The organism is Synechococcus sp. MIT S9452 (assembly GCF_047304245.1).
GTDB lineage: Bacteria > Cyanobacteriota > Cyanobacteriia > PCC-6307 > Cyanobiaceae > RCC307.
Map to the genome: position 1 here is coordinate 2,255,158 of NZ_CP138956.1, position 20,210 is coordinate 2,275,367.

Annotated in this window: 27 protein-coding genes; 14 read left to right on the forward strand and 13 right to left on the reverse strand. The window is 63.0% G+C overall.

Annotated elements, in window-relative coordinates:
- Window positions 1-13: 13 nt before the first annotated feature.
- The 4 genes from SIB46_RS12075 to hpf are packed head-to-tail and all read right to left on the reverse strand — an operon-like array spanning window position 14 to window position 3,444.
- Window positions 14-1,420, reverse strand: a complete 1,407-nt coding sequence (locus tag SIB46_RS12075; RefSeq protein ID WP_413296361.1) for an MFS transporter — start codon at window positions 1,418-1,420, stop codon at window positions 14-16.
- Window positions 1,387-2,205: a DNA repair protein RecO gene (gene recO / locus SIB46_RS12080; RefSeq protein WP_413296362.1), complete on the reverse strand. Its 819-nt coding sequence runs from the start codon at window positions 2,203-2,205 to the stop codon at window positions 1,387-1,389. Before recO ends, SIB46_RS12075 begins: the two co-directional genes overlap by 34 nt.
- The gene (gene deoC / locus SIB46_RS12085) at window positions 2,202-2,876 is read right to left on the reverse strand and encodes a deoxyribose-phosphate aldolase (protein WP_413296363.1); all 675 of its coding nucleotides are present in this window, start codon (window positions 2,874-2,876) and stop codon (window positions 2,202-2,204) included. Before deoC ends, recO begins: the two co-directional genes overlap by 4 nt.
- A 4-nt stretch (window positions 2,877-2,880) precedes the next feature.
- A complete protein-coding gene (gene hpf / locus SIB46_RS12090; protein WP_413296364.1) occupies window positions 2,881-3,444 on the reverse strand; it encodes a ribosome hibernation-promoting factor, HPF/YfiA family in 564 nt (187 codons plus the stop codon).
- 49 nt (window positions 3,445-3,493) lie between these two features.
- Here hpf and lipB point away from each other — a divergent pair, with 49 nt between their 5' ends.
- From lipB to queA, 6 genes are read left to right on the forward strand one after another with little or no spacing between them, the layout of a single operon-like run.
- Window positions 3,494-4,186 carry a lipoyl(octanoyl) transferase LipB gene (gene lipB, locus SIB46_RS12095; protein WP_413296365.1) on the forward strand — a complete coding sequence of 231 codons (693 nt, stop codon included), beginning with the start codon at window positions 3,494-3,496 and terminating at the stop codon, window positions 4,184-4,186.
- Window positions 4,179-6,131, forward strand: coding sequence for an AMP-binding protein (locus SIB46_RS12100; protein WP_413296366.1), 1,953 nt, complete (start codon window positions 4,179-4,181; stop codon window positions 6,129-6,131). The genes lipB and SIB46_RS12100 overlap by 8 nt, the downstream gene beginning before the upstream one ends.
- A gap of 46 nt (window positions 6,132-6,177) precedes the next feature.
- On the forward strand, window positions 6,178-6,618 hold the full coding sequence (locus SIB46_RS12105; protein WP_413296367.1) for a YlqD family protein: 441 nt from the start codon (window positions 6,178-6,180) through the stop codon (window positions 6,616-6,618).
- A 42-nt stretch (window positions 6,619-6,660) separates the two neighbouring features.
- A complete protein-coding gene (locus SIB46_RS12110; protein ID WP_413296368.1) occupies window positions 6,661-7,989 on the forward strand; it encodes a dihydrolipoamide acetyltransferase family protein in 1,329 nt (442 codons plus the stop codon).
- 57 nt (window positions 7,990-8,046) lie between these two features.
- Window positions 8,047-9,894 carry an APC family permease gene (locus SIB46_RS12115; RefSeq protein WP_413296369.1) on the forward strand — a complete coding sequence of 616 codons (1,848 nt, stop codon included), beginning with the start codon at window positions 8,047-8,049 and terminating at the stop codon, window positions 9,892-9,894.
- Between the two features lie 38 nt (window positions 9,895-9,932).
- Window positions 9,933-11,021 (forward strand): tRNA preQ1(34) S-adenosylmethionine ribosyltransferase-isomerase QueA, encoded by a 1,089-nt coding sequence (gene queA, locus SIB46_RS12120; RefSeq protein ID WP_413297792.1) that lies wholly within the window; start codon window positions 9,933-9,935, stop codon window positions 11,019-11,021.
- A 48-nt stretch (window positions 11,022-11,069) separates the two neighbouring features.
- Here queA and SIB46_RS12125 read toward each other — a convergent pair whose 3' ends face one another.
- Window positions 11,070-11,669: a superoxide dismutase gene (locus SIB46_RS12125; protein WP_413296370.1), complete on the reverse strand. Its 600-nt coding sequence runs from the start codon at window positions 11,667-11,669 to the stop codon at window positions 11,070-11,072.
- A gap of 97 nt (window positions 11,670-11,766) precedes the next feature.
- On the opposite strand from SIB46_RS12125, the gene SIB46_RS12130 reads away from it, so the two are divergent.
- Entirely contained in the window at window positions 11,767-12,432 is a 666-nt protein-coding gene (locus tag SIB46_RS12130; RefSeq protein ID WP_413296371.1) for a hydantoin utilization protein A, read from the forward strand.
- A gap of 8 nt (window positions 12,433-12,440) precedes the next feature.
- On the opposite strand, the gene sodX is transcribed toward SIB46_RS12130, so the two are convergent.
- From sodX to SIB46_RS12155, 5 genes are all read right to left on the reverse strand, one after another.
- The gene (gene sodX, locus SIB46_RS12135; protein ID WP_413296372.1) at window positions 12,441-12,755 is read right to left on the reverse strand and encodes a nickel-type superoxide dismutase maturation protease; all 315 of its coding nucleotides are present in this window, start codon (window positions 12,753-12,755) and stop codon (window positions 12,441-12,443) included.
- A 37-nt stretch (window positions 12,756-12,792) separates the two neighbouring features.
- Window positions 12,793-13,266 (reverse strand): superoxide dismutase, Ni, encoded by a 474-nt coding sequence (gene sodN / locus SIB46_RS12140; protein ID WP_413297793.1) that lies wholly within the window; start codon window positions 13,264-13,266, stop codon window positions 12,793-12,795.
- A gap of 73 nt (window positions 13,267-13,339) precedes the next feature.
- Entirely contained in the window at window positions 13,340-13,966 is a 627-nt protein-coding gene (locus SIB46_RS12145) for an FKBP-type peptidyl-prolyl cis-trans isomerase (protein ID WP_413296373.1), read from the reverse strand.
- A 29-nt stretch (window positions 13,967-13,995) separates the two neighbouring features.
- Window positions 13,996-14,325 (reverse strand): phasin family protein, encoded by a 330-nt coding sequence (locus SIB46_RS12150; protein WP_011936205.1) that lies wholly within the window; start codon window positions 14,323-14,325, stop codon window positions 13,996-13,998.
- A 29-nt stretch (window positions 14,326-14,354) separates the two neighbouring features.
- Window positions 14,355-14,996: a Crp/Fnr family transcriptional regulator gene (locus SIB46_RS12155; protein WP_413296374.1), complete on the reverse strand. Its 642-nt coding sequence runs from the start codon at window positions 14,994-14,996 to the stop codon at window positions 14,355-14,357.
- Window positions 14,997-15,106: 110 nt separating this feature from the next.
- On the opposite strand from SIB46_RS12155, the gene SIB46_RS12160 reads away from it, so the two are divergent.
- The 3 genes from SIB46_RS12160 (at window position 15,107) to SIB46_RS12170 (ending at window position 17,040) form a co-directional block, all read left to right on the forward strand.
- Window positions 15,107-16,504, forward strand: coding sequence for an apolipoprotein N-acyltransferase (locus SIB46_RS12160; protein WP_413296375.1), 1,398 nt, complete (start codon window positions 15,107-15,109; stop codon window positions 16,502-16,504).
- A 68-nt stretch (window positions 16,505-16,572) separates the two neighbouring features.
- Entirely contained in the window at window positions 16,573-16,761 is a 189-nt protein-coding gene (locus SIB46_RS12165) for a hypothetical protein (protein WP_413296376.1), read from the forward strand.
- 3 nt (window positions 16,762-16,764) lie between these two features.
- Entirely contained in the window at window positions 16,765-17,040 is a 276-nt protein-coding gene (locus tag SIB46_RS12170; protein ID WP_413296377.1) for a hypothetical protein, read from the forward strand.
- On the opposite strand, the gene SIB46_RS12175 is transcribed toward SIB46_RS12170, so the two are convergent.
- The gene (locus SIB46_RS12175; RefSeq protein ID WP_413296378.1) at window positions 17,037-17,207 is read right to left on the reverse strand and encodes a hypothetical protein; all 171 of its coding nucleotides are present in this window, start codon (window positions 17,205-17,207) and stop codon (window positions 17,037-17,039) included. The two genes, SIB46_RS12170 and SIB46_RS12175, sit on opposite strands and share 4 nt — an antisense overlap.
- A 19-nt stretch (window positions 17,208-17,226) precedes the next feature.
- Complete coding sequence (locus tag SIB46_RS12180) at window positions 17,227-17,646, reverse strand: DUF2721 domain-containing protein (protein WP_011936199.1); 420 nt, start codon at window positions 17,644-17,646, stop codon at window positions 17,227-17,229.
- Window positions 17,647-17,901: 255 nt separating this feature from the next.
- Between SIB46_RS12180 and SIB46_RS12185 the strand changes: the two genes are divergently transcribed.
- A complete protein-coding gene (locus SIB46_RS12185; RefSeq protein WP_413296379.1) occupies window positions 17,902-18,144 on the forward strand; it encodes a hypothetical protein in 243 nt (80 codons plus the stop codon).
- A 115-nt stretch (window positions 18,145-18,259) separates the two neighbouring features.
- Complete coding sequence (locus SIB46_RS12190) at window positions 18,260-18,394, forward strand: hypothetical protein (RefSeq protein ID WP_255445369.1); 135 nt, start codon at window positions 18,260-18,262, stop codon at window positions 18,392-18,394.
- Here the strand turns inward: SIB46_RS12190 and SIB46_RS12195 are convergent.
- Complete coding sequence (locus tag SIB46_RS12195; RefSeq protein WP_413296380.1) at window positions 18,380-18,694, reverse strand: gamma-glutamylcyclotransferase; 315 nt, start codon at window positions 18,692-18,694, stop codon at window positions 18,380-18,382. The two genes, SIB46_RS12190 and SIB46_RS12195, sit on opposite strands and share 15 nt — an antisense overlap.
- On the opposite strand from SIB46_RS12195, the gene SIB46_RS12200 reads away from it, so the two are divergent.
- On the forward strand, window positions 18,693-19,781 hold the full coding sequence (locus SIB46_RS12200; protein ID WP_413296381.1) for a DUF819 family protein: 1,089 nt from the start codon (window positions 18,693-18,695) through the stop codon (window positions 19,779-19,781). The two genes, SIB46_RS12195 and SIB46_RS12200, sit on opposite strands and share 2 nt — an antisense overlap.
- Before the next feature lie 233 nt (window positions 19,782-20,014).
- Window positions 20,015-20,185, forward strand: coding sequence for a hypothetical protein (locus SIB46_RS12205; RefSeq protein ID WP_413296382.1), 171 nt, complete (start codon window positions 20,015-20,017; stop codon window positions 20,183-20,185).
- Window positions 20,186-20,210: the final 25 nt, after the last annotated feature.

Below are 20,210 nucleotides of genomic sequence, written 5' to 3' on the forward strand. Positions count from 1 at the left end.
CTAGCAGCGGCGTTTAGTTGCGTTGCCATGGCCGCTCCATGCCAGCACCGGCAAATACCAGCAGCGCCAAAAGCAGTAGCACCGGTTGCAGACCAACGCTTCCCACCAAGGTGCCGGCCAGCACGAGCGGCAGGCTGAGGGCGATGTTCACCAGGTTGTTCTGCAGGCCAAACACCTTGCCCATCAGTTCTTCTGGGGTGTCTTCCTGGATCGTGGTTTGAGCCGGAATGCCCACCAGGGCCGTACCCAGCCCGAGCACGCCGCAGAGGGCCAGGGTGGTCCAGAGATTGGGGCGGAGTTGGGCCAAAAGCACCAGGCAGAAGCCCATGCCGCCCAGGCCAATGGCGGCGAGCACCGAGCGGCGGAAGCGATGGCCCAGCTGCGCGATCAACACTGCTCCAATCGCCAGCCCCAGCCCCACCATGGCCAGCAAGCTGCCAAAGCGTTCGGCGCCAAGGCCCGCCACGCGGATGGCCAAGCTGATCGAGAGGGCCCACAGGGCTGCCAGCAGGCTGTAAAGCAGCACCAGATGCAGCATCGCCCCGCGCACGCTGGCCTGGCGGCTCAAGAAAGCCAGCCCATCTTTGATATCCGCCCAAACACTGGTGCCTGTGCTCTGGCGCGGCGGCTCATTGGTGCGCACGAACAGCAGGATCAAGGTGGCGATCCCGTAGGCCAAGGGCACCAGGGCAAATTCGCCATGGCTGATGCCCAGGGGACTCAATACCTGGCGCAGCAGCTGCATCACCGGTTCGCCCAAGGCGAAGCCCACGATCGTGGCCGCCATGGTGGTGGTGGTGTACAGCGAATTGGCCGGTAGTAGCAGGGGTTTGTCCACCAGCAGCGGGATGGCGGCCAGCTCGGCTGGCGCAAAAAACTGCGTCAGGCAGGACTCCAAAAAGGTGATCACCAAAAGGCCCCAGTAGCCCCAGCTCAAGCCCAGCCAACTGGGCCCGGGCAGGAGCATGAACGGCACCGCCAGGGTGATCAGGGTGCGTAGCCCGTTGGAGGCCACCATCACGGCCCGCTTGGGCCAGCGGTCCGCCCACACCCCCGCCAGGCTGCCCAGCAGGATCGCCGGCAGGGTGTTGGCGGCAAAGATGCCGGTGGTGAGCAGGGTGATCAGCTGAGCATCGGGGCCCACGCCGCCGCTGCTGAGGCCTGGATTGCTGCCCACGCCCTGCTGGCGCAATAAATCGGCTGCTTCTGCCAGCGGGCCTGAGCTGATGTCGGTGGTCTGCGCCCAGTTTTGGGCGATCAGAAACACCATCAACACGATGTAGAACTTGTCGGCCAGCTGGGAAAAGATCTGCCCCAGCCAGAGGAGCCTGAAACCCGGAAGGGCCAGCACGGCCTGAAGACCGCTGCCTTGTTGGGCCTGATCGCTCACCCGTTCTGCCGCTGCGCTGATGCCGGCCAATCCTGCCGCAGCAGTGTCAATGCTCTGGGACTGCGTCCGAGATGTTCACGGCACCAGATCTGCAGCAGCTCCTGCAGGTGCAGCCACACCCGTTCTGGCCCCATCAGCTCTCCATCGCGCTTGCGCGGCAGTTGGGGCCGCAGCAACCGTTGCAGTAGCGCGAGCTCTGAGGCATTGAGCAGCAGCACCGCACCGCTTTGCCGGCCGCTGCAAAAGCCATCGGCCGGCAGCAGGCTGCAGCGCCACTCCCAGTTGCCAATCGGCGGCACCAAATCACCGCCGCCATTGAGATCGGTGTTCATCGGTAGCCCCAGCCCCGCGAGTTGCAGCAGCTGCACGCCGCCCTGCACGGCGGTGGCCAAGGCCTCCAGCCTCTGAACCTCTGCTGGGGCTGATCGCAACTCCTCCAGTTGCCCGAGCCGGTGCAGCAGCAGGGCCAAGGCACCGGGGAGGGGTTCGGCCTCGGCGATCAGCAGCCGCGCTAGCTCCAATAGCCATTGGCCGGCAGCCAGCAATTCGAGCTGCTCACCAAGGCGGCTGTAGCTGCGGATCACCTGGGCCTGGCGCAGGCGATCGAGGCTGCGGCCCCGTGCCACCTGGGCCTTGATCAGCGTCAGCGCTCCGGCAGCGGCCAGGCTGCTGCGCGGTTTGCGGGCGCCGCTGGCGGCCAGCTTGAGCAGCCCCTCTTCTTCGGTGAGCAGGAGAAGCAGGCGGTCTTGCTCACCCAGCGGTGTGGTTTTCAGGCAAAGCCCCTCGAGGCTGCGCTCGCGCGGCGGCGTGCTCATTCCCGCTGGGCCTGCACCAGCTCCACGCCCCGGCTGGTGCCCAGCCGCTGGGCCCCTGCTTGCACCAGCTCAATGGCGTGGCCCAGGTCTCGGATTCCACCGGAGGCCTTCACCTTGGCCCGCCCTGCTGCCAGCCCGTGCAATTGCCGCACGATGGCGCTGCTGGCGGGCTGGCCATAGCCGCTGCCGGTTTTCAGAAACGCGACGCCGGCATCGAGGCCCACCTCCACCAGCGTTTGCAGCTGATCGCTGCTGAGTTGATCGGCCTCCAGGATCAATTTGACCGGAAGACCCAGCTCCACCACAGCCGCAATTTGATCGTGCAAGGCCGTGAGCTCGCCATCGAGCAGCAGGGCGAAATCCGGCACCAGATCAAGTTCATCGGCGCCAGCCTCCACAGCGGCTTCGGCTTCAGCGCGCTTGATCGCACTGCTGCAGGCGCCGAAGGGAAAGCTCAACACGCTGATCAGGCGAACGCTGCTGCGCTCCCCCAGCCACTGGCGGGCTTGCGGCATCCAGCGGGAGGCCAGACAGATGCCGGCGAAGCCGTAATGCAGGGCCTGCTGGCAGCCGCGCTCGATTGATTCGCTGCCCAGCCGCGGCTGCAGCAGGGCGTGGTCGATCAGTGGGGCGAGATCGGGGACCTCGGCCGGGTCGAATGCGGCAGGCACGCCATTAGCTGCGGGCTTCGATCACACCGTATCCGCCGTGGTTGCGCTGGTACACCACCTGAAGCTCGCCGTTGTCGGCATTGCGGAAGACGTAGAAGTCATGGTCGATCACCTCCAGCTGGTGAATCGCTTCCTCCACGCTCATCGGTGGCATGGCGAAATACTTCCGCCGCACCACAGGGGCGGGCAGCTTGGCCTGACGGCCTTGCAGGATGTCGCCCTGCAGGGGCATCACCTCGGGCTCGGCCTGGTGATCGCTGTGGTGCCCATGGCCCTGGCGGCGGTCCTTATGGCGTTGCAGCTGGCGGGCCAGTTTTCCGGCCACCAGATCAATGCTGGCGTAGAGGTTCTGGCTGCGTTCCTGCGCGCGGATCACCGTGCCGCTTGCGAACAGGGTGACTTCAGCGGTTTGCTGAGGCACCCGCGGGTTGCGCGCCACCGACAGGTGCACATCGGCTTCCTGCACCATGCCGTTGAAGTGATTCACCGCTCGCGAGAGCTTGGTTTCGGTGTAATCCCGCAACGCGGGCGTGACTTCGAGATTGCGGCCGTGGATCAGAAGCTTCATACCGGCACCTCACTGCCATGTGGGTTGAATTCAATGTATTGACGACGGCATGGAACGGGTATTGCCAGAAGCATTCCTTTGTGCTCTCGCCAGGGAAATTTCCCTGGAGCAGGCCTGGCGCTGGCAGCAGCAGTGGCAGCAACGCCTGTTGAGCTCAGGTGGCCCGGAGCTATTGCTGCTGCTGGAGCACCCCGCTTGCTACACGCTCGGCCGCGGCGCCAGCCTTGAACACCTGCATTTCGATCCTGAGGATCCCCCTGCGCCGCTGCACCGGCTTGATCGCGGTGGTGAAGTCACCCACCACGTGCCTGGCCAATTGGTGGCTTATCCGGTTGTTGATCTGCAGCGCCATCAGCCCGATCTGCACTGGTATCTGCGTCAGCTTGAGGGGATGGTTCTCGATCTGCTCGAGCAGCACGGGCTCAGCGCTGAGCGGCGCGAGGGGCTCACCGGGGTTTGGTTGGAAGGAAAGAAGGTGGCTGCCATTGGGGTGGGCTGCCGCCGCTGGGTGACCCAGCACGGTCTGGCCCTCAATGTGAGCTGCGATTTGGCGGGTTTTGAAGCCATCACCCCCTGCGGCCTGCCGTTGCCGGTGGGGCGGCTGGATCAATGGCGGCCCGGGGTGAGCGTGCAGCAGTTGCAGCAGCCCCTGGCAGCAAGTTGTTGCAAGCGATTGGGCTGGTCCGCTGTGGAGTGGATCAACGAGCAGACTCTGCGCAGCTGGCTGGAGAGCGATGGCTGACGCTTTGGTGTGCTGGCAGGGTGATCGCGCGGATCAGCGGGCCCTGGAGCAGCAGCCTGATTGGTCGGGACTGAAGGGAATTGATGGCCTCTGGCCGCGGCTATCACAGAGCCACGGAACGCTGATGGCGGTGGAAGCTGCCCACGGCCCAGCTCCAGAGAGCCTCAGCTTCCAGGCGTTGCATGAGCGCATCGCCCAAGTGGCTGCTTGCCTGGCAGCCCAGGGCATTGGCCCAGGGGATGTGGTGGCTCAGTTCGCTGAGAACGGGCCCCGCTGGTTGGCCGTGGATCAAGGCTTGATGCGGCTGGGGGCCGCCAATGCCGTGCGCGGCAGCCAAGCCCCGGTTGAGGAGTTGGTCTACATCCTTGGCGATTGCGGTGCAAAGGCCCTGGTGCTGGAGGACGCCAGCCTGCTGGAGCCGTTGCAAGCCGCTGGTGCCCTGGCTGGCCTGCATTTTGTGCTGTTGCTCCATGGCGAGGTGCCCGCCATCGGTGTGCCGGTGCCACTGCTGAGCTGGCAGGAGCTGCTCGCCGGTGGTGTTCACCGCTCTGCCGTGCTCGAGCCGGCCGAGGGATCTGAAAGCCGCCTGGCCACGATCCTCTACACCTCCGGCACCACAGGTCGGCCTAAGGGGGTGCCCCTCTCTCAGTCCAACCTGTTGCATCAGGTGCGCACCTTGGGTGTGGCCGTCTCTCCCCAGCCGGGCGAGCGGGTGTTGAGCGTGTTGCCGATTTGGCATGCCTATGAACGCAGCGCTGGCTATTTGTTGCTGTCGCGCGGTTGCTGCCAGAGCTATACGAACCTGCGCCAGTTCAAGGGCGATCTGCAGCGGGTTCGCCCCCACTACCTGATCAGTGTTCCGCGCCTATGGGAAGCCCTCTATGGAGGCTTCCAGGGAGCCCTTGAAGGGATGCCGGCCGGCAAACAAAAGCTGTTGCGCGCGGCCTTGGCCGCTTCGCAAACCCATGCCCGCTCGCTGCGGCAGTGGCGTGATCTGGCTGATCACCCCCTGCCTTTGTCTGAGCGTTTGGCTGGTTTGGCCGTGGCGGCGCTGAGTTGGGCGCCAGCCGCCCTGGCCAGTGGCTTGCTGTGGCCTGCGGTGCGCAAACAACTGGCTGGCGGGCATTTGGGCACCGCCATCAGCGGTGGTGGAGCCCTGCCGAAGCACATCGATGCTTTTTTCGAGGCCATCGGCATCGAATTGCTGGTGGGCTACGGCCTGACCGAAACCAGCCCGGTGCTCAGCTGCCGGCGCCGCTGGGCCAACAGGCGCGGCAGTGCTGGCCGGCCGTTGCCTGGAACCGAGCTGAAAATTGTTGATCCCGATAGCCGCCGCACCCTGCAGCAAGGGGAGCGGGGATTGGTGCTGGCCCGCGGCCCCCAAGTGATGAAGGGCTACCTCAATCGGCCTGAGGCCACCGGGGAGGTGCTTGATACCGAGGCCTGGTTCAACACCGGTGATCTCGGGCATGTGCTGGCCGATGGCTCGCTGTTTCTCACCGGCCGCGCCAAAGACACGATCGTGCTGAGCAGCGGCGAAAACATCGAGCCCGGACCGCTGGAGGACGAATTGGCAGCCTCCGAGCTGGTGGAGCAGGTGATGGTGGTGGGCCAGGACCAACGCCAGTTGGGTGCTCTGGTGGTGCCGCGCACCGAAGCTCTAGCGGCCCTGGCCGCTGAGCTGGCTCTGCCAGTGGCTGAGCAGTGGCCCGATGGCTCGGCCTTGGGGGGTGATCCTGCGCTGCTGAAAGCCTTCACCAGCCGGCTAAATCGCCGCCTGGCTGAGCGCAGTGGCGCCCGGGCTGATGAGCGCCTGGCGGGGGTGGCCTTGGTGGCGGCCTTCAGCATCGACAACGGCCTTTTGACCCAGACGCTCAAACAGCGGCGTGACCGCATCAGCAGTCGCGACGGCGCAGCAATTGCGGCGATCTATGGCGCCGGTTGACCCCAGCTGCTGCGACTGACAGTCTTGGGCGCCACTTTCCCTTCCAATGGCTGACGCGCTGACCATCAAACGCAACATCACGGTTCAAGCGGTTGTGACGCCGACCTGGAAGCAGGAAGCTGAGCGCGAACTGAGCCAGGGCATCACCACCACCGACCAGCAGCTGGCCCAGCTGGAGCAAGAAGGCCAGCAGGTGATCGAGGAAATCCGCCGCCAGAGCGCCAATCCGCTTGATCCACGCGTGCAGGAGCAGGTGGCTGGGGTGCAGCAGCAGGTGGCCGCCAAGCGCTCTGAGCTCGAGGAGCAAAAGCGCAACCTGCTGGATCAGCAGACCACCGTGCAGGGGCTGCAGATGGATGAGGTGGTGGAGCAGGGGCAAATCGAAAGCACCTGCACCGTCTCGGTGGGGGACAACCTGGTGCAGAAGCTGCAGGCCTCGATCGTGGTCAAAGACGGCGTCGTTCAGTCCATTAGCGAGGGCGCCTGAGCCGGGAGATAAGATCCCCGGACCCTTGAGCGGAAGCGGCTGATGGCGACATTCGAGATCTTCATGCCAGCCCTCAGCTCAACGATGACTGAGGGGAAGATCGTTGAGTGGCTCAAGCAGCCCGGCGACCGCGTTGAGCGCGGTGAATCGGTGTTGGTGGTCGAATCGGATAAAGCCGATATGGACGTGGAGTCCTTTGAGGCTGGCTTCCTCGGTGCTGTGTTGCTGCCCGCTGGCGGAACAGCTCCTGTAGGCGAAACCATTGGCTTGGTGGTGGAAACCGAGGCTGAGCTCGCCGAGCTCAAGGCCAACGGACCGGCCACCTCAGCCGCCTCTGCGCCTGCAGCCGCACCGGCACCGGCAGCAACTCCTGCATCGACCCCTGAGCCGGCTGCGGCACCTGCCCCCGCGCCTGTTGCCGTGGCCGCGCCGCCGGCTCCTGCCAGCAGCAATGGCCATGGCGGACGCGTGGTGGCCAGCCCCCGCGCCAAGAAATTGGCCCAGCAATTGGGCGTGCAACTTGAAGGCCTGCGCGGCAGCGGCCCCCATGGCCGCCTGATCGCTGCTGATGTCGAGCGTGCGGCTGGCCGCACCCCAACAGCGCCATCGGCTGTTCCTGCTGGAACCCTGCCAGCGGCCCAAGCTGCTGCTCCTGCCGTGGCTCCTCTACCCGCAGCTGTGGCTGCTCCGGTGGGCCCTGGTGAAACCCTGCCCTTCACCACCCTTCAGCAGGCGGTGAATCGCAACATGGTGGCCAGCCTGGCGGTGCCCACCTTCCGCGTGGGTTACACGATCACCACCGACAAGCTCGATGCTTTCTACAAACAGGTCAAGCCCAAGGGCGTGACCATGACCGCGCTGCTGGCCAAGGCTGTGGCCTCTGCTTTGTCCGGCCATCCGCGGGTGAATGCGGCCTACAGCGAGGCCGGTATCGCCTATCCAGAGGGCATCAATGTGGCCGTTGCTGTGGCGATGGAAGACGGCGGCTTGGTAACCCCGGTGCTGGCCGCGGCTAATCGCAACGACCTCTACAGCCTCTCGCGCAGCTGGGCGGATTTGGTCTCCCGGGCTCGCAGCAAGCAGCTCAAGCCTGAGGAATACAGCACCGGTACCTTCACCCTCTCCAACCTGGGCATGTTTGGCGTCGACCGCTTTGACGCGATCCTGCCGCCTGGCACTGGCGCCATCCTGGCCGTGGGTGCTTCACGCCCGGTGGTGGCCGCCAACAGCGATGGCTCGATCGCCGTCAAGCGCCAGATGCAGGTCAACCTCACGGCCGATCACCGCGTGATCTACGGCGCTGATGCCGCCGGCTTCCTCAAGGATCTGGCCAAGATCATCGAAACCCAGCCCGAAAGCCTGGCTCTGTGACTTAGCTGCCATTGCCCGCTGCTCTGGTCACTCTGAGGGGGTGATGGCGGCGGTTGGGTGACGTTCTGGAAGCGGTTGTTGGGGCGGCCCCTGTCGCGCTATGCCGCCGCTGATCAGCGGCTGCCCAACATCCAGGCCTTGCCGATCCTGGCTTCCGATGCCCTCTCCTCGGTGGCCTATGCAACGGAAGCCGCCCTGGGTGTGTTGGTGCTGGGAGGCAGCGCCGCTCTTGGGCTGTCGGTGCCGATCACCGTGGCGATCATCGCCCTGATCGCGATTGTGGTGCTCTCCTACCGCCAGGCGATCTCGGCCTATCCCGATGGCGGCGGCTCCTATGTGGTGGTGCGCGAGAACCTCGGCCGCAACGTGGGCTTGATCGCTGCAGCGGCCCTGTTGATCGACTACACGCTGACCGCTGCCGTCAGCCTGATGGCGGGGACCCAAGCGATCAGCTCGCTGTTGCCGGAGTTGCGGCAGCACGAGGTGTCGTTTGCGTTGTTGCTGCTGGCCTTGGTGGGCTGGGCCAATTTGCGCGGGCTCAAAGAAGCCGGGCGGGTGTTTGCGATTCCCACCTATGCCTTTGTGGTGATGGTGGTGGTGCTGACGGTGGCGGGCCTGAAGGACCTCACCTTCAGCCATGGCTTTGTTCCCGATCCGCCGCCGCTGGTGAACGCCATTGAGCCGCTGGGGCTGTTTTTGATCCTGCGCGCCTTCAGCTCGGGTTGCTCGGCGATGACTGGCATTGAGGCGATCGCCAATGGCGTTCAGGTGTTCCAGGAGCCAGCGCCCCGCAATGCCCGCAAAACCCTTCTGGTGATGGGGATCCTGCTGTCGGCGATGTTTTTTGCCATCAGCGGCCTGGGCTTCATGTATGGGGTGGCCCCCAGCCGCGATCTCACCGTGATTGCCCAGATCGGCACACGGGTGTTTGGTGCCCACAGTTTGCTGCTGTGGGCGATGCAGATCTCCACCCTGCTGATCCTGGTTTTGGCGGCCAACACCGCCTTTTCAGGATTTCCGCGCTTGGCGGCGATGCTCGCCGACGACCAATGCCTCCCCCGGCAGATGCGCTGGGTGGGGGATCGCCTTGTTCACCAAAACGGGATTGGCGTGCTGCTGGGCGTGACCGCCTTGATCATCTTTATCTGCCGCGGCAACACCACCGTGGCGGTGAACCTCTATGCCCTTGGGGTGTTCACCGCCTTCACCCTCTCGCAGCTGGGCTTGGTCAAGCGTTGGTGGCAGCGCCATGGCAACGGCTGGCGCGGCCGGCTGTTGATGAATGCCCTGGGGGCTGTGGCCACCTTTGTGGTGCTGGTGGTGATTGTGGTCAGCAAGTTCGATGAAGGCGCCTGGACCGTGGTGATTGCCATCCCGCTGTTGATCTGGGCGTTAACCCGGATCCGTGAGCGCTACCGGGCCTTGTATTCCGCCATGGCCTTGCCAGTGGACTTTGTGCTGCCGCGCATGGAGCCCCATCACCCCCTGATCGGCAATCGCTGTGTGGTTTGGATGCCTCGGATAGCCAAGCCCGTCATGGAAGCCGTGCGCTATGCCTGCAACATCTCCGATCAGGTGGTGGCGGTGGCGGTGTTGGAGCGCCCCGAAAACGAGTCAGCGGCCCAAGAGCAGTGGAAGCGTTTGGTAGGGGAAGGGCCGATGGTGCCGCAGTTGGTGCTGCTGCAAAGTCCCTACAGCTCCTTGATCGATCCTTTCCGCCAGTACGTGATGGAGCAGGAACACGCGGCGCCTCCGGGTGTGTCCATCACGGTGGTGATTCCAGTGGCCATCCCCCGCGATCGCTTCGACAAGCTGCTGCTCAACCAGCGCGCCAACGTTCTCTATGAGGCCTTGGCCGATGACCGCAGCCGCGTGTTCTCCGTGGTGCGCAGCTTCATCGCTTAGGGCATCAGCTAGGAGGGATCTATCCCTTTGAGCTGGTGTTGACCGATCTGCGCGATTCGCTGCTGAGCTCCTACGACTACGAGCTGCCGGAGGCCTGCATCGCCCAGCGGCCGCTGGAGCCTCGCCATGCAGCTCGGCTATTGATGGTGGAGCCCGAAGCCGGTTGCCGCAACCGGCAGGTGTGGGATCTGCTCGAGGAGCTCGAGCCCGGCGATCTGCTGGTGGTGAATGACACCCGGGTGTTGCGGGCCCGCTTGCAGGTGCGCCGCGCTGGAGGAGGGCTTGGCGAGCTGCTGGTGCTCGAGCCCCAAGGCCATGGCCAATGGCTGTGTTTAGCCCGCCCCGCCAAGCGCCTCAGGCCGGGCGACAGCATTGCCCTGGTGGCTGATGGGGAGCCCGACCTGCCGCTGCAGGTGCTGGCGGTGGAGGAGAGCAGCGGCGGCCGCCTGATTCAGTTCCCGCCGGAGTGCAGCGATGCGGCCAGCCTGGAGCCCTTGCTGCTGCGCTACGGCGTGATGCCGCTGCCGCCCTACATCCACCAGCACGAGGAATCCGATAACGACCGCTACCAAACCTGTTTTGCCTCCAAGCCCGGGGCGGTGGCTGCCCCCACCGCTGGGCTTCACCTCAGTGAGGAACTGCTGGCGGCCCTGGCGCAGAAAGGCATTCAGCGAGCCAGCGTCACCTTGCATGTGGGGCTGGGCACCTTTCGGCCGGTGGAAACCGAAGACCTCAGCCAATTGGAGCTGCACAGCGAATGGGTGGAGGTGAGTGAGGCGTTGGTGCAAGCCGTTGCCGCCTGCCGCAAGCGCGACGGGCGGGTGATTGCTGTGGGCACCACCAGTGTGCGCAGCCTCGAAGGCGTAGCGGCGCTCCATGGCGGGGAGCTGCAGCCCTTTCGCGGTCCGGTGAATCTGGTGATTCAGCCCGGCTTTCGCTTTGCCGTGGTGCAGGGCTTACTGACCAATTTCCACCTCCCCAAAAGTTCGCTATTGCTGCTGGTGAGCGCCTTGATCGGCCGTGAGCGCCTGCTGCAGCTGTATCAGCACGCGATTACAGCGGGCTACCGGTTCTATTCCTATGGCGATGCCATGTGGATCCCGCCGGGTTGCCGCCGGCAGCCATAAAAAAAGCCCCCGCTATTGCGGGGGCTGGCTGATCGCTGGGTTGCTGAATCAGGCACCGGCGAAGTTGGCGGCCACGAAGTCCCAGTTCACCAGCTTCTCGAGGTAAGTGGTGATGTAGTCGGGGCGGCGGTTCTGGTAGTCCAGGTAGTAGGCGTGCTCCCACACATCCATGGTGAGCAGAGCCTTTTGGCCGTGGGCCAGGGGCAGATCAGCGTTGGCGGTTTTGGTCACCTTGAGGCTGCCGTTGTCGAGCACCAGCCAGGCCCAGCCACTACCGAACTGGGTGGCGCCAGCGGCTTTGAAGGCTTCGATGAACTTCTCAAAGCTGCCGAAGTCAGCGTTGATCTTCTCGGCCAGAGCGCCAGTGGGCTGGCCGCCGCCACCGGGCTTGATGCACTGCCAGTAGAAGCTGTGGTTCCACACCTGGGCGGCGTTGTTGAACACGCCTGCTTTGTCGGCGTTGCCGGCTACGGCGGTGATGGTGTCCTCGATACTTTTGCTATCGAGATCAGTTCCTTCCACCAGCTTGTTGAGGTTGTTTACGTAGGCAGCGTGGTGCTTGCCGTGGTGGAACTCCAAGGTCTGCCTAGAGATATGAGGCTCGAGAGCATCGAGCTCGTAAGGCAGAGCAGGGAGGGTGTGGGGCATGAGCGCTGGTTCGGGCGGCGGCAAGCGTATCGAGCCGCGCGCAGCTATTGACGTTGCAAGGAACTCATCAGGCAGACTTCTTTTGTTGGGAATCGCCATGCTGCTGAGCATCCTCACTGGCCTGACGGCTGGTGCTGTTCACGTTGTCAGTGGGGCTGATCACCTCGTGGCAATGGCTCCTTCATCTGTGCATCAACCACAGCTTGCGTTGAAGCGAGGTTTGACCTGGGGTCTGGGCCATTCCCTCGGCGTTGTCTTGCTGACATTGCTGGCGATTTTGGTCAAAGATCTGCGGCACATTGAGACCCTCTCGGGGTGGGCTGAGGTGTTGGTTGGCATCTCACTGCTGGTGGTTGGTGGGATGGCCATTCGCACAGCCTTTGGGCTCGATATCCATACGCACCGCCACTCCCATGAAGGGGGAACCACCCATGAACACCTCCATCTCCATGTCGGGGGTGGTCGTCAGCACCGTTGGCACTCCCATACAGCGTCTGGCCTCGGCTTGCTCCATGGTTTGGCTGGCGCCGGGCACCTGTTGGCGGTGATTCCCGCTTTGGCGCTTCCGCCATTGGGTGCATTTAGCTATCTGATCGCCTACTTGGTTGGATCGCTGGCAGCAATGACAGCGTTTGTGTTGTTGATGGCCATTGCCAGTGCCCGCTTGGGCCGTCGCTGGCTTCCTTCGTTGGTTGGTTGTTCAGGTGGGCTTTCAATCGCTATTGGGATTTTCTGGCTTCAAGCCGCCAACATTCCGGTTTAAGGCGTCGATCAGTTCTTGGATGGCACGACGGCCGTGGCAATGGCTCGGATTGCAATTGCGGCGATCGGTCCAAATTGCCGGCTGTCGCTGCTGCTGGCTGGATTGTCTCCCAGCACCCACCAGCCTCCGTTGCAGGGAGCAGACAAACGCTTGATCATCAATTGCCTTTGGCCAGGATGTGTCACCACCACGACGGCACCGCTTTGTAGCTGCTCGCCGCGGTAAGGGATCGCGATGACGCGATCACCAGGCTTTAAAGCAGGCAGCATGGAATCGCCATCGACTCGGAACAGTCGACGGCGACCCAAAAGAATCAAGATCAATGCGCCAAGACCCGCTTGAGGAAGATCTTGGTTTTGATCAGCTGGCAGTGACCCAGGCGTCGCTGCGGCCCTTGGAACTCCAGAACATGGTGTGGATTTTTTCCACTGCCTTCATCAGTTCTTCGGCCTTGGCCTGATCAATGTTCACCTTGCAGGCGCTGCAGAGCTTGGCTGCCTTCCAGAAGGTGTCATGCAGTTCTGGGAAGGTCGCCAGGTGCTCAGGTTTGAAGTAATCGGTCCAGAGGATGAGGAGTTCCTCTTTGGTTTCCTGGGCCTGTTCTTCTTTCACCGCCACGTAGCGGGAGAAGGTGTTGTTGTAGGTCGCCCAAGCAGCAGCGTCATTGCCTTCTGGCGGCGCCAGTGCAATCAGCTTTTTGGTCATCGACAGGACCGCCTCAGCTGCCACGCGAGCAGAGGCGGGGTCGTAGACGCCGCAAGGGCCGTCGCAGTGGGCAGCAGCCTGGGTTGCAGGGAGCCTGTACAGGATCGCCTGGGCAACAGAACGCAGTATTTGTTGAGGGCTTATCACCTTTCGCCACCTTAACTGCGCAAAGCCATTGAGAGCGATGCTCAAAGGCTCGCGATCAGTTGCCCTGAACTTTCACGAGCTCGATTTCAAAGATCAGGGTTTCGTTGGGCCCGATCACACCGCCAGCTCCGCGGGAGCCGTAGGCCAGATCCGGCGGGATCACCAAACGGCGCTTGCCGCCTTCTTTCATGCCCACAACGCCTTCATCCCAGCCGCGGATCACCCGGCCGCCGCCGAGGGGAAAGGTGAACGCCTGGTTGCGGCGGTAGCTGCTGTCGAACTCCTGGCCATTGGTCAAGGTGCCGCGGTAGTTCACCGAGACGGTGTTGCCGCTTTGGGCTTCGGTGCCGGTGCCCTCCACTAGGTCAGTGATCTTGAGGCCAGAGGGGGTCATGCGCTCTTTGGTGGCTTCCATTTCCCCGCCCAACAAATCAGCTGCTGAACCTTGGGCCACTTGATCGCTGGCCTCAGGCGCCATCGCAAACAGACGGGGGTTGCTCTCGTTGGGATCCAGCTCAGCAGGCGGCGCGGCGGGGTTCACGGCGGCTGCCTTGGCAGCTGGGCGCACCTCGCTGGCCGCTGGAGCACTGGCCTGGGCTGGGGTGGGGGCCACGATCTGGCTGACCAGAGCCAGCATCAGGCAGCCCACGCAGACGGCGGAGCTGATCAGGATGTCGCGCATCAAGGGCTGAGAGAGACCGGCTGATTCTGTCAGCGAAGTTCGCCGTTTTGACGCAGCTGTTGCTCAAGGCGATCAATGCGGCCTCGCAGCTCATCCACCTCGCGCTGACGCGCCAAGCCCATTTCATGCAGCAGTTGATCGAGGTTGCGCTCGATCTGTTGCTCGGCCTGTTTTTCAGCAGCGGGGTTGTCACCCCGCATCGCGCCGCTCACCTCTTCAATCAGGCTTGATGCCTGGCTGGCATCAATGCGGCCGCTGGTGACCCAGCCTTGAATCACCGACTTGAGCCGATCAGCCACAACGTTGGTGGTGCCGATTCCGCGCACCAGCAGCTGCTGCAGTGGGTTGCTGCTCTCCATCGGCTGGGGACGCTTGAACTGCCTGCGGTTTAGCGCTTTTGAGCGGATTTGACGACCACATGGCGGCTGTGCTCCACCTCGAGCCAGCCTTGATCGCGCAGAACTCCGATGAATCGGGTCACGGTGACCCGTGTGGTTCCCAGCAGGTTCGCGAGATCTTGATGGGTGAGCCGCACGCTGATGCGCACCCCCTGCTCGCAGGGCTGGCCGTAGCTCTCGGCCATCAGTTCAAAGAAGCTGCGCAGGCGCTCTTCGACGCGGCGTTGTCCCATCAGGGCCAGCAGCGCTTCTACCTGCCGGTAGCGCTTGGCGGTGGCCAGCAGCATGCCCCGGCTGAGGCTGGGGTCGCTGGTGAGTTGATCCCAGCGCAAGCACAGCAGATCGCACTGGCTCAAGGTGATCGCCTCATAGGGATTCACCTGGCTGAGGGGTTCACCGAAGGGCTCTCCAGGTCCCACCAGACCTAATAAGGCCTCATCGCCATTCATTGATGAGGTCACGAGCTTGGTCATGCCGCGCACCACGAGCCATACGTGACCTTTGAGCAGTGGCACCGGGCTGCCGGGGGCCAGGGTCACCAGATCGTGATTGTGAAAGCTGTTTTCCAGTAATTGGCGCAGCTCTAACTTGTCGGGATTGGCGTCGCGTTGAGGCTGTGGGGTGGCGACCATGACTCGTTGTTCCAGGCGACACGCGGAAATGTATGAGGCATGACCTGCCACTTGGGCTAAGGCTTGGCGGTCGTCCGCTTAAGAGTTGGCTAACAATTGGCGAACGCTCGTTGTGGCTGGCTCCCCTTGCGGGCGGTTTGGCGGGTTTGGCCTTGCCGCCGCTGGGTTGGCCGTGGATGTTGTGGATCGCTTTGGTGCCTTTGTGGCGTCTGTCTTGGCGGGGAGGAGCGCTTTGGGGAGCTGCTGCAGTGCTGGTGAGCCATCGCTGGCTGTTGGCCCTTCATCCCCTCGATTGGTTGGGAGTGCCGGGGCTGCTGAGTGCCCCTTTGGTGGTGGCGCTGTGGCTGATTTGCGGCGGTTCCGCGGCGCTGTTGGTGGGGCTGTGGTGCGCCTTGGTGCAGCGGGCGGGGCCGGCGCGGCTGAGCACGGCCTTCACGGCGGCTTGGCTCTGGGCGTTGGTGGAGCTGCTGCTCGCCAAAGGCCCGCTGTTTTGGATTGGTCTGGGCGTGGCGCCGCTGCCGGGTGATCGCTGGCTGGCGGGTTTGGCCTGGTTTGGGGGCGCGCCTTTGCTGGCAGCGCTGCAGCTGCTGATCAGTTGGTTGCTGTGGCGGCTGCGCTGGCGGGCGCTGCTGTTGGTGCTGCTGGTGGCCCATGGGCTGGGAGCCGCGGCTTTGGCGGCTGTTCCCACCGCTGGCGTGGCTGGCGATGAGCTGAGTGTGGTGGTGGGGCAGCCCAACCTGCCCACGCGCGAGAAATTCAGCGCCCAGCAGCAGCAGCGTCAGCGGCAATTGCTGATTCGAGCCATGGCGGTTGCCGAGCAGCAGGGAGCTGATGCGGTGGTGTTGCCCGAAGGAGCATTGCCATTGGGCCAAGCCTTGCCGGCGATGCCAGTTCCATTGCTCTCCGGTGGCTTTCGCCGCCAAGAGCTGGAGGAGCGCAGCAGCGTGTTGTGGTTCCCCTCTGGCAGCAATCGTCCGCAGCAGTGGATTGATAAGCAGCGCCTGGTGCCCCTAGGCGAGTGGGTGCCAGGCGGCTTGGCTGGGCTATCGGCTGTGGGGGGCGTGAGCCCCGGCGAGGCAACGCGTTTGCTTGCGCTGCCGCCGCCTTTGGGCTCTGTGGCGGTGGCGATTTGCTACGAGCTCAGTGATGGTTTGGGGCTGAATCAGGCGGTGCGCGATGGGGCTGGCTGGCTGCTGACGATTGCCAACCTCGATCCCTATCCAGCTGCTTTACAGCAGCAGTTCATGGCTTTATCGCAGTTGCGCGCGATCGAAACCTCCCGATGGCTCCTGAGCAGTGCCAATACCGGGCCATCGGCGTTGATTAGCCCCCGCGGGGAGCTGCAACAGCAACTGCCTGCTAACCAGGAGACGTTGGGGCTGATGCAACTGCCTGCGTTGAGTGGCAAGAGTTTGTGGACCCGGCTGGGGCTGTGGCCGCAATTACTGCTCTGGCTCGGATTCTTAAGCCGAACCTGTTTTTCTACTGATGAGAGGCAATCCCCCTAGGGTTTTTAAAGATCTTTTAGGACTGAATGCACGCCACCACTCAGCCTGAAGGAAGCCTTCAGATCACCATGAGCCAAGAAGAGGTTGCCACCTTGGTGGACCTCTGTTTCGCAGGTGCTGCCTCCGACATGGTTCCCCGCCGCAAGGACAGCCAACTGCGGATCAATCGGTTTTTGGTGGTGATCCAGGACACCTTGTTTGAGCGCGCCCAGAGCTATTGGAGCTCGCGTCAACAATCCCAAGAACAGGTGGCCTGAGCCATGTGTTTCATCGCTTTGCTGGGCTTATTGGCTCCGCGCATTGTTTTCTTTTTGCTGTGGTTGTTTACCCCAGCCTTCGTGTTGGCTCCTTTTGCTGGGGTCTGGGTCTGGCCATTGCTGGGGATCATCCTGCTGCCCACCACAACGCTGGCCTATTGCTGGGCGGTGGCCATGGGATATGCCTTTGGCAGCTTTAGTGGTCTGTTCCTATTGGCCGTTGGTTTGCTGATTGATTTGGGCTTGTTCGGTGCTGGCCGCGGTGTCGCTCGCCGCTAACGGCGCTTTTGCCAGATCAAGTACAGAAGGATGCTGAGGGCGAGCCAAGGCAGTAGCGGCCTCAGCACCACAGCCACCACAAGAATCGCCAGGGCGCTCCAGCCAATGCGGCGCGTGACCGCTTTGGCCTCATCGCTCATGTAGCGCCAGCGAGGAATTAGGGCCATGGGCTCAACTTACGGCGTTTTAAAAACTGCCTGGGAACTTCAGGCGCGCTGAGCGGATCGCCAGTTGCAGCTCCTTGTGAAAGGTGATGAGTGAATGCACCACCAGCACCATCGCCGAGATGAACAGGATGCTCACCGCCAGGGTGAGATCCATGCGCTGGCTCACGTTCAAGAACAGACAAATCACCACCCCGCAGACCAGGGCGGCGGCAATGGCCACCTCGCGGAAGGCCAGCGCGATGCAGCGCATGCGTTGCTTTTGCAGGCTGATCAGCTCGGCTTCGCTGGCCTGCAACACGAGCAGGTTGTCGACGATGCGGGTGGAGCGCGCACTCAGCACGCCGAGGTAGGCGATCAAGGAGCTGATCAAAAACACGGGCGCTACGGCCATCGTGATGATGTCGCCCAGGGTTTGCGGCGCCACTTGTGGGCTGCTCATCGCTTGAGAGTCGATAGGCACTGATTGGTTGATAGCGAGCGATGAAGGAATGGGCTGCCTGTTCTGCAGAGCCGTTTATTGATGAAGCTGGCGATAGTATTTATTGTTTTTGGAAATCAAATCAATAGGCCATTTTTTATTCCAAAAAGAGTCGCTGTGTTGGCACTTTTTGGTTGAATCTGAAGAGATTCCTGCGGATTAAGCAATGGCAGGAGCGATTGTTTTCACGATGCCGGGAGAATTCACATTCGACCCATGCGTGCTGCTCTGCTCGCTTCCGCTGCACTCCTCGGCTCTGCCGCTGTGCTGCCCGCTTCTGCCATTGCTGCTGAAACCCTCAGCAACGAGGACTATGGCAACGATGAAGCTGGTGTGGTGCTGACCTGCTACACCCCTGATGACGACGGCATCAGCGGTGACTGCCAGTACTACAACCTCTACCTCAACACCAACATCCGCTTCACCGACTACCGCCGCGCTGTGCGTGGCCTGTGGTGATCAATCAATGCTTTTGAAGCATTGAGTTGAGCTGATTGTTGACAACCAAGGGGCGGAGTCAGGGTTCACCTGGCTCCGCTTTTTGCTTTCCATTCTTCCTGTTTTGATTCTTGCCATGGACCGTCGCCACTGGATCTTGCTGATTGTGGCGTTGGCCTGCATCGCAGCGCTGGGGGCTTGGATTGTGGAGCTTGATTGGGGCCTCTCCGAATCGATGGATCCAGCACCGGCCACTTCACAGCCCCGCTGACGGGTGCATGTAGACCCACACCCGGCGGCCATCGTGCAGCTGCCGCTGCAGTCGGATGTAGTCGTTGGGGACACCTTCATAGGCATCAAGCTGCGGCATCAGCGCAGGATCGACTCGGTAGACCTCGCCGTTGATGGTGTGATCGCCGCACCAGAGCATGGGGTAGCCCGCCGAGCTGCCCAGCCGCACGCCCTCCAGCCAGCCATTGCCTTGGCGCTCAGCCCCCGCCAGCAGATGATGGGCGGATCGGCCTGATTTCAGGCTGCCGTAGACAAAGATCTGCTCAAAGGAGGTGGCCATGGCGGCTGAGGTGTTGGTGATCCTGCTGTTGACAGCGCTGGGCTGGTGGTTGAGCCGCTCCACAGCCTGGGGCCGCCAGCTCGGCATGACCATGGTGGTGCTGCTGATCGGGTTGTTGGTCACCAACATCACCGGCTGGCAGCCCAATAAGGCGGCGGCGGGTTGGATCAGCGGACCGCTGACCTCCTTGGCCATTGCTCAGCTGCTGCTGGCGGTGGATCTGCGCCGGGTCTGGCCCGATGCCCGGCGCCTATTGACGCCATTTGCTGCTTCGGTGCTGCTCACCTTGGCGGCGGTGCTGCTGGGCGGGCTGGTGTTTGGGCCTTGGCTTGGGGCTGAGCGCAGCGTTTTGGCGGGGGTGTTCACCGCCACCTTCACCGGCGGCAGCCTCAATTTCGTGTCGGTGGCGCGCACCCTGCAGCCGCCGGAATCGCTGCTGCTGGTGGCCACGGCTGCCGACCATGTGGTGTTTGCGATTTGGTTTGCCGTCAGCCTCTGGCTGGGACAGCGGGGCAGCCGCTCAGGACCTGAAACCCCTGTGCCAACACCTGCTGCTGCAACCCATCAGGACGCGGCTGGCTATGGCTTGGCGTTGCTTTGGGGCCTTGGCGTGCTGCTGGCCTCTCAGCTGGTGGGCCTTGTTCTGCCAGCGGTGCCCTCAATCTTGGTGCTCACCACCACGGCCTTGATTGCCGCGCAGCTGCCTTGGGGGCCATCGCGGCGGGGCTGCTACGAGGAAGGTTTGCTGTTGATTCAGCCGTTTTTCACCGTGATCGGCTTGAGCTCGCCCGTGGGCGGGCTGCTGGGAGAGGGGCTGCCGGTGTTGGTTTATGCCGCCTGGATTGTGGCGTTGCAGGCGGCGGCCTTGCTGCTGCTGCGCCGATGGCGCCGTTGGCCTTTGGGTGAAACCCTGGTGGCCTCGCAAGCGGCGATTGGCGGGCCGAGCACGGCCCTCGCCTTGGCCACCTCGTTGAAGCGCGGCGAACTGGCGCTGCCGGCTGTAGCGATTGGCTTGTTGGGCTATTTGGTGGGCACCTATCTGGGTTTGATTGCCAGTGCTGTGCTGTTCACACCAGCTGCCCTGTAGGAGCGTTGAGCTAATGGCGAAAGGCAAGCCTCAACAGAAACCGGTGATGAGCCGGGCCACCAAGGCCTTGATCGTGTTGCAGGTGCTCACGGTGCTGGCCCTGTTGTGGTTTAAAGGTGGGCAGCTCTTCTAGCCCGCGGCGCTTTGGTCCTTTTGGGGGATCACAACATTTGGCTTTGCACTGAACCTGAATCCAGGAGCAACAAGCCATCGCTGGGCTTTGCAAGTCACCCATGGAACAGCTCAAGCAGGAGCTGCAGGGGCTCAAATGCCTCATCGCCGAGCAGCAGCAGCCAGCCGATGCGTTAATTCGCCGCTGGCTCAAGCAGCGTGATCCCAACTTCACCTCTGCGGAAGTGGAGGAGCATGTGCAGCTGGTGAAGCGTGAGCTAGCGCAGCTGTGATCAATCGCGCCGCAGGGCTTTTTAG

Coding starts and splice junctions, on each gene's coding strand:
- hpf (WP_413296364.1), bottom strand. CDS start 3,444: ATGAAGCTTCTGATCCACGGCCGCAATCTCGAAGTCACGCCCGCGTTG.
- SIB46_RS12170 (WP_413296377.1), top strand. CDS start 16,765: ATGTGTTTCATCGCTTTGCTGGGCTTATTGGCTCCGCGCATTGTTTTC.
- SIB46_RS12100 (WP_413296366.1), top strand. CDS start 4,179: ATGGCTGACGCTTTGGTGTGCTGGCAGGGTGATCGCGCGGATCAGCGG.
- SIB46_RS12185 (WP_413296379.1), top strand. CDS start 17,902: ATGCGTGCTGCTCTGCTCGCTTCCGCTGCACTCCTCGGCTCTGCCGCT.
- SIB46_RS12165 (WP_413296376.1), top strand. CDS start 16,573: ATGAGCCAAGAAGAGGTTGCCACCTTGGTGGACCTCTGTTTCGCAGGT.
- SIB46_RS12175 (WP_413296378.1), bottom strand. CDS start 17,207: ATGGCCCTAATTCCTCGCTGGCGCTACATGAGCGATGAGGCCAAAGCG.
- SIB46_RS12110 (WP_413296368.1), top strand. CDS start 6,661: ATGGCGACATTCGAGATCTTCATGCCAGCCCTCAGCTCAACGATGACT.
- SIB46_RS12190 (WP_255445369.1), top strand. CDS start 18,260: ATGGACCGTCGCCACTGGATCTTGCTGATTGTGGCGTTGGCCTGCATC.
- SIB46_RS12195 (WP_413296380.1), bottom strand. CDS start 18,694: ATGGCCACCTCCTTTGAGCAGATCTTTGTCTACGGCAGCCTGAAATCA.
- lipB (WP_413296365.1), top strand. CDS start 3,494: ATGGAACGGGTATTGCCAGAAGCATTCCTTTGTGCTCTCGCCAGGGAA.
- SIB46_RS12200 (WP_413296381.1), top strand. CDS start 18,693: ATGGCGGCTGAGGTGTTGGTGATCCTGCTGTTGACAGCGCTGGGCTGG.
- SIB46_RS12155 (WP_413296374.1), bottom strand. CDS start 14,996: ATGGTCGCCACCCCACAGCCTCAACGCGACGCCAATCCCGACAAGTTA.
- SIB46_RS12130 (WP_413296371.1), top strand. CDS start 11,767: ATGCTGCTGAGCATCCTCACTGGCCTGACGGCTGGTGCTGTTCACGTT.
- SIB46_RS12180 (WP_011936199.1), bottom strand. CDS start 17,646: ATGAGCAGCCCACAAGTGGCGCCGCAAACCCTGGGCGACATCATCACG.
- SIB46_RS12150 (WP_011936205.1), bottom strand. CDS start 14,325: ATGGAGAGCAGCAACCCACTGCAGCAGCTGCTGGTGCGCGGAATCGGC.
- SIB46_RS12145 (WP_413296373.1), bottom strand. CDS start 13,966: ATGCGCGACATCCTGATCAGCTCCGCCGTCTGCGTGGGCTGCCTGATG.
- SIB46_RS12205 (WP_413296382.1), top strand. CDS start 20,015: ATGGAACAGCTCAAGCAGGAGCTGCAGGGGCTCAAATGCCTCATCGCC.
- recO (WP_413296362.1), bottom strand. CDS start 2,205: ATGAGCACGCCGCCGCGCGAGCGCAGCCTCGAGGGGCTTTGCCTGAAA.
- SIB46_RS12125 (WP_413296370.1), bottom strand. CDS start 11,669: ATGCCCCACACCCTCCCTGCTCTGCCTTACGAGCTCGATGCTCTCGAG.
- SIB46_RS12105 (WP_413296367.1), top strand. CDS start 6,178: ATGGCTGACGCGCTGACCATCAAACGCAACATCACGGTTCAAGCGGTT.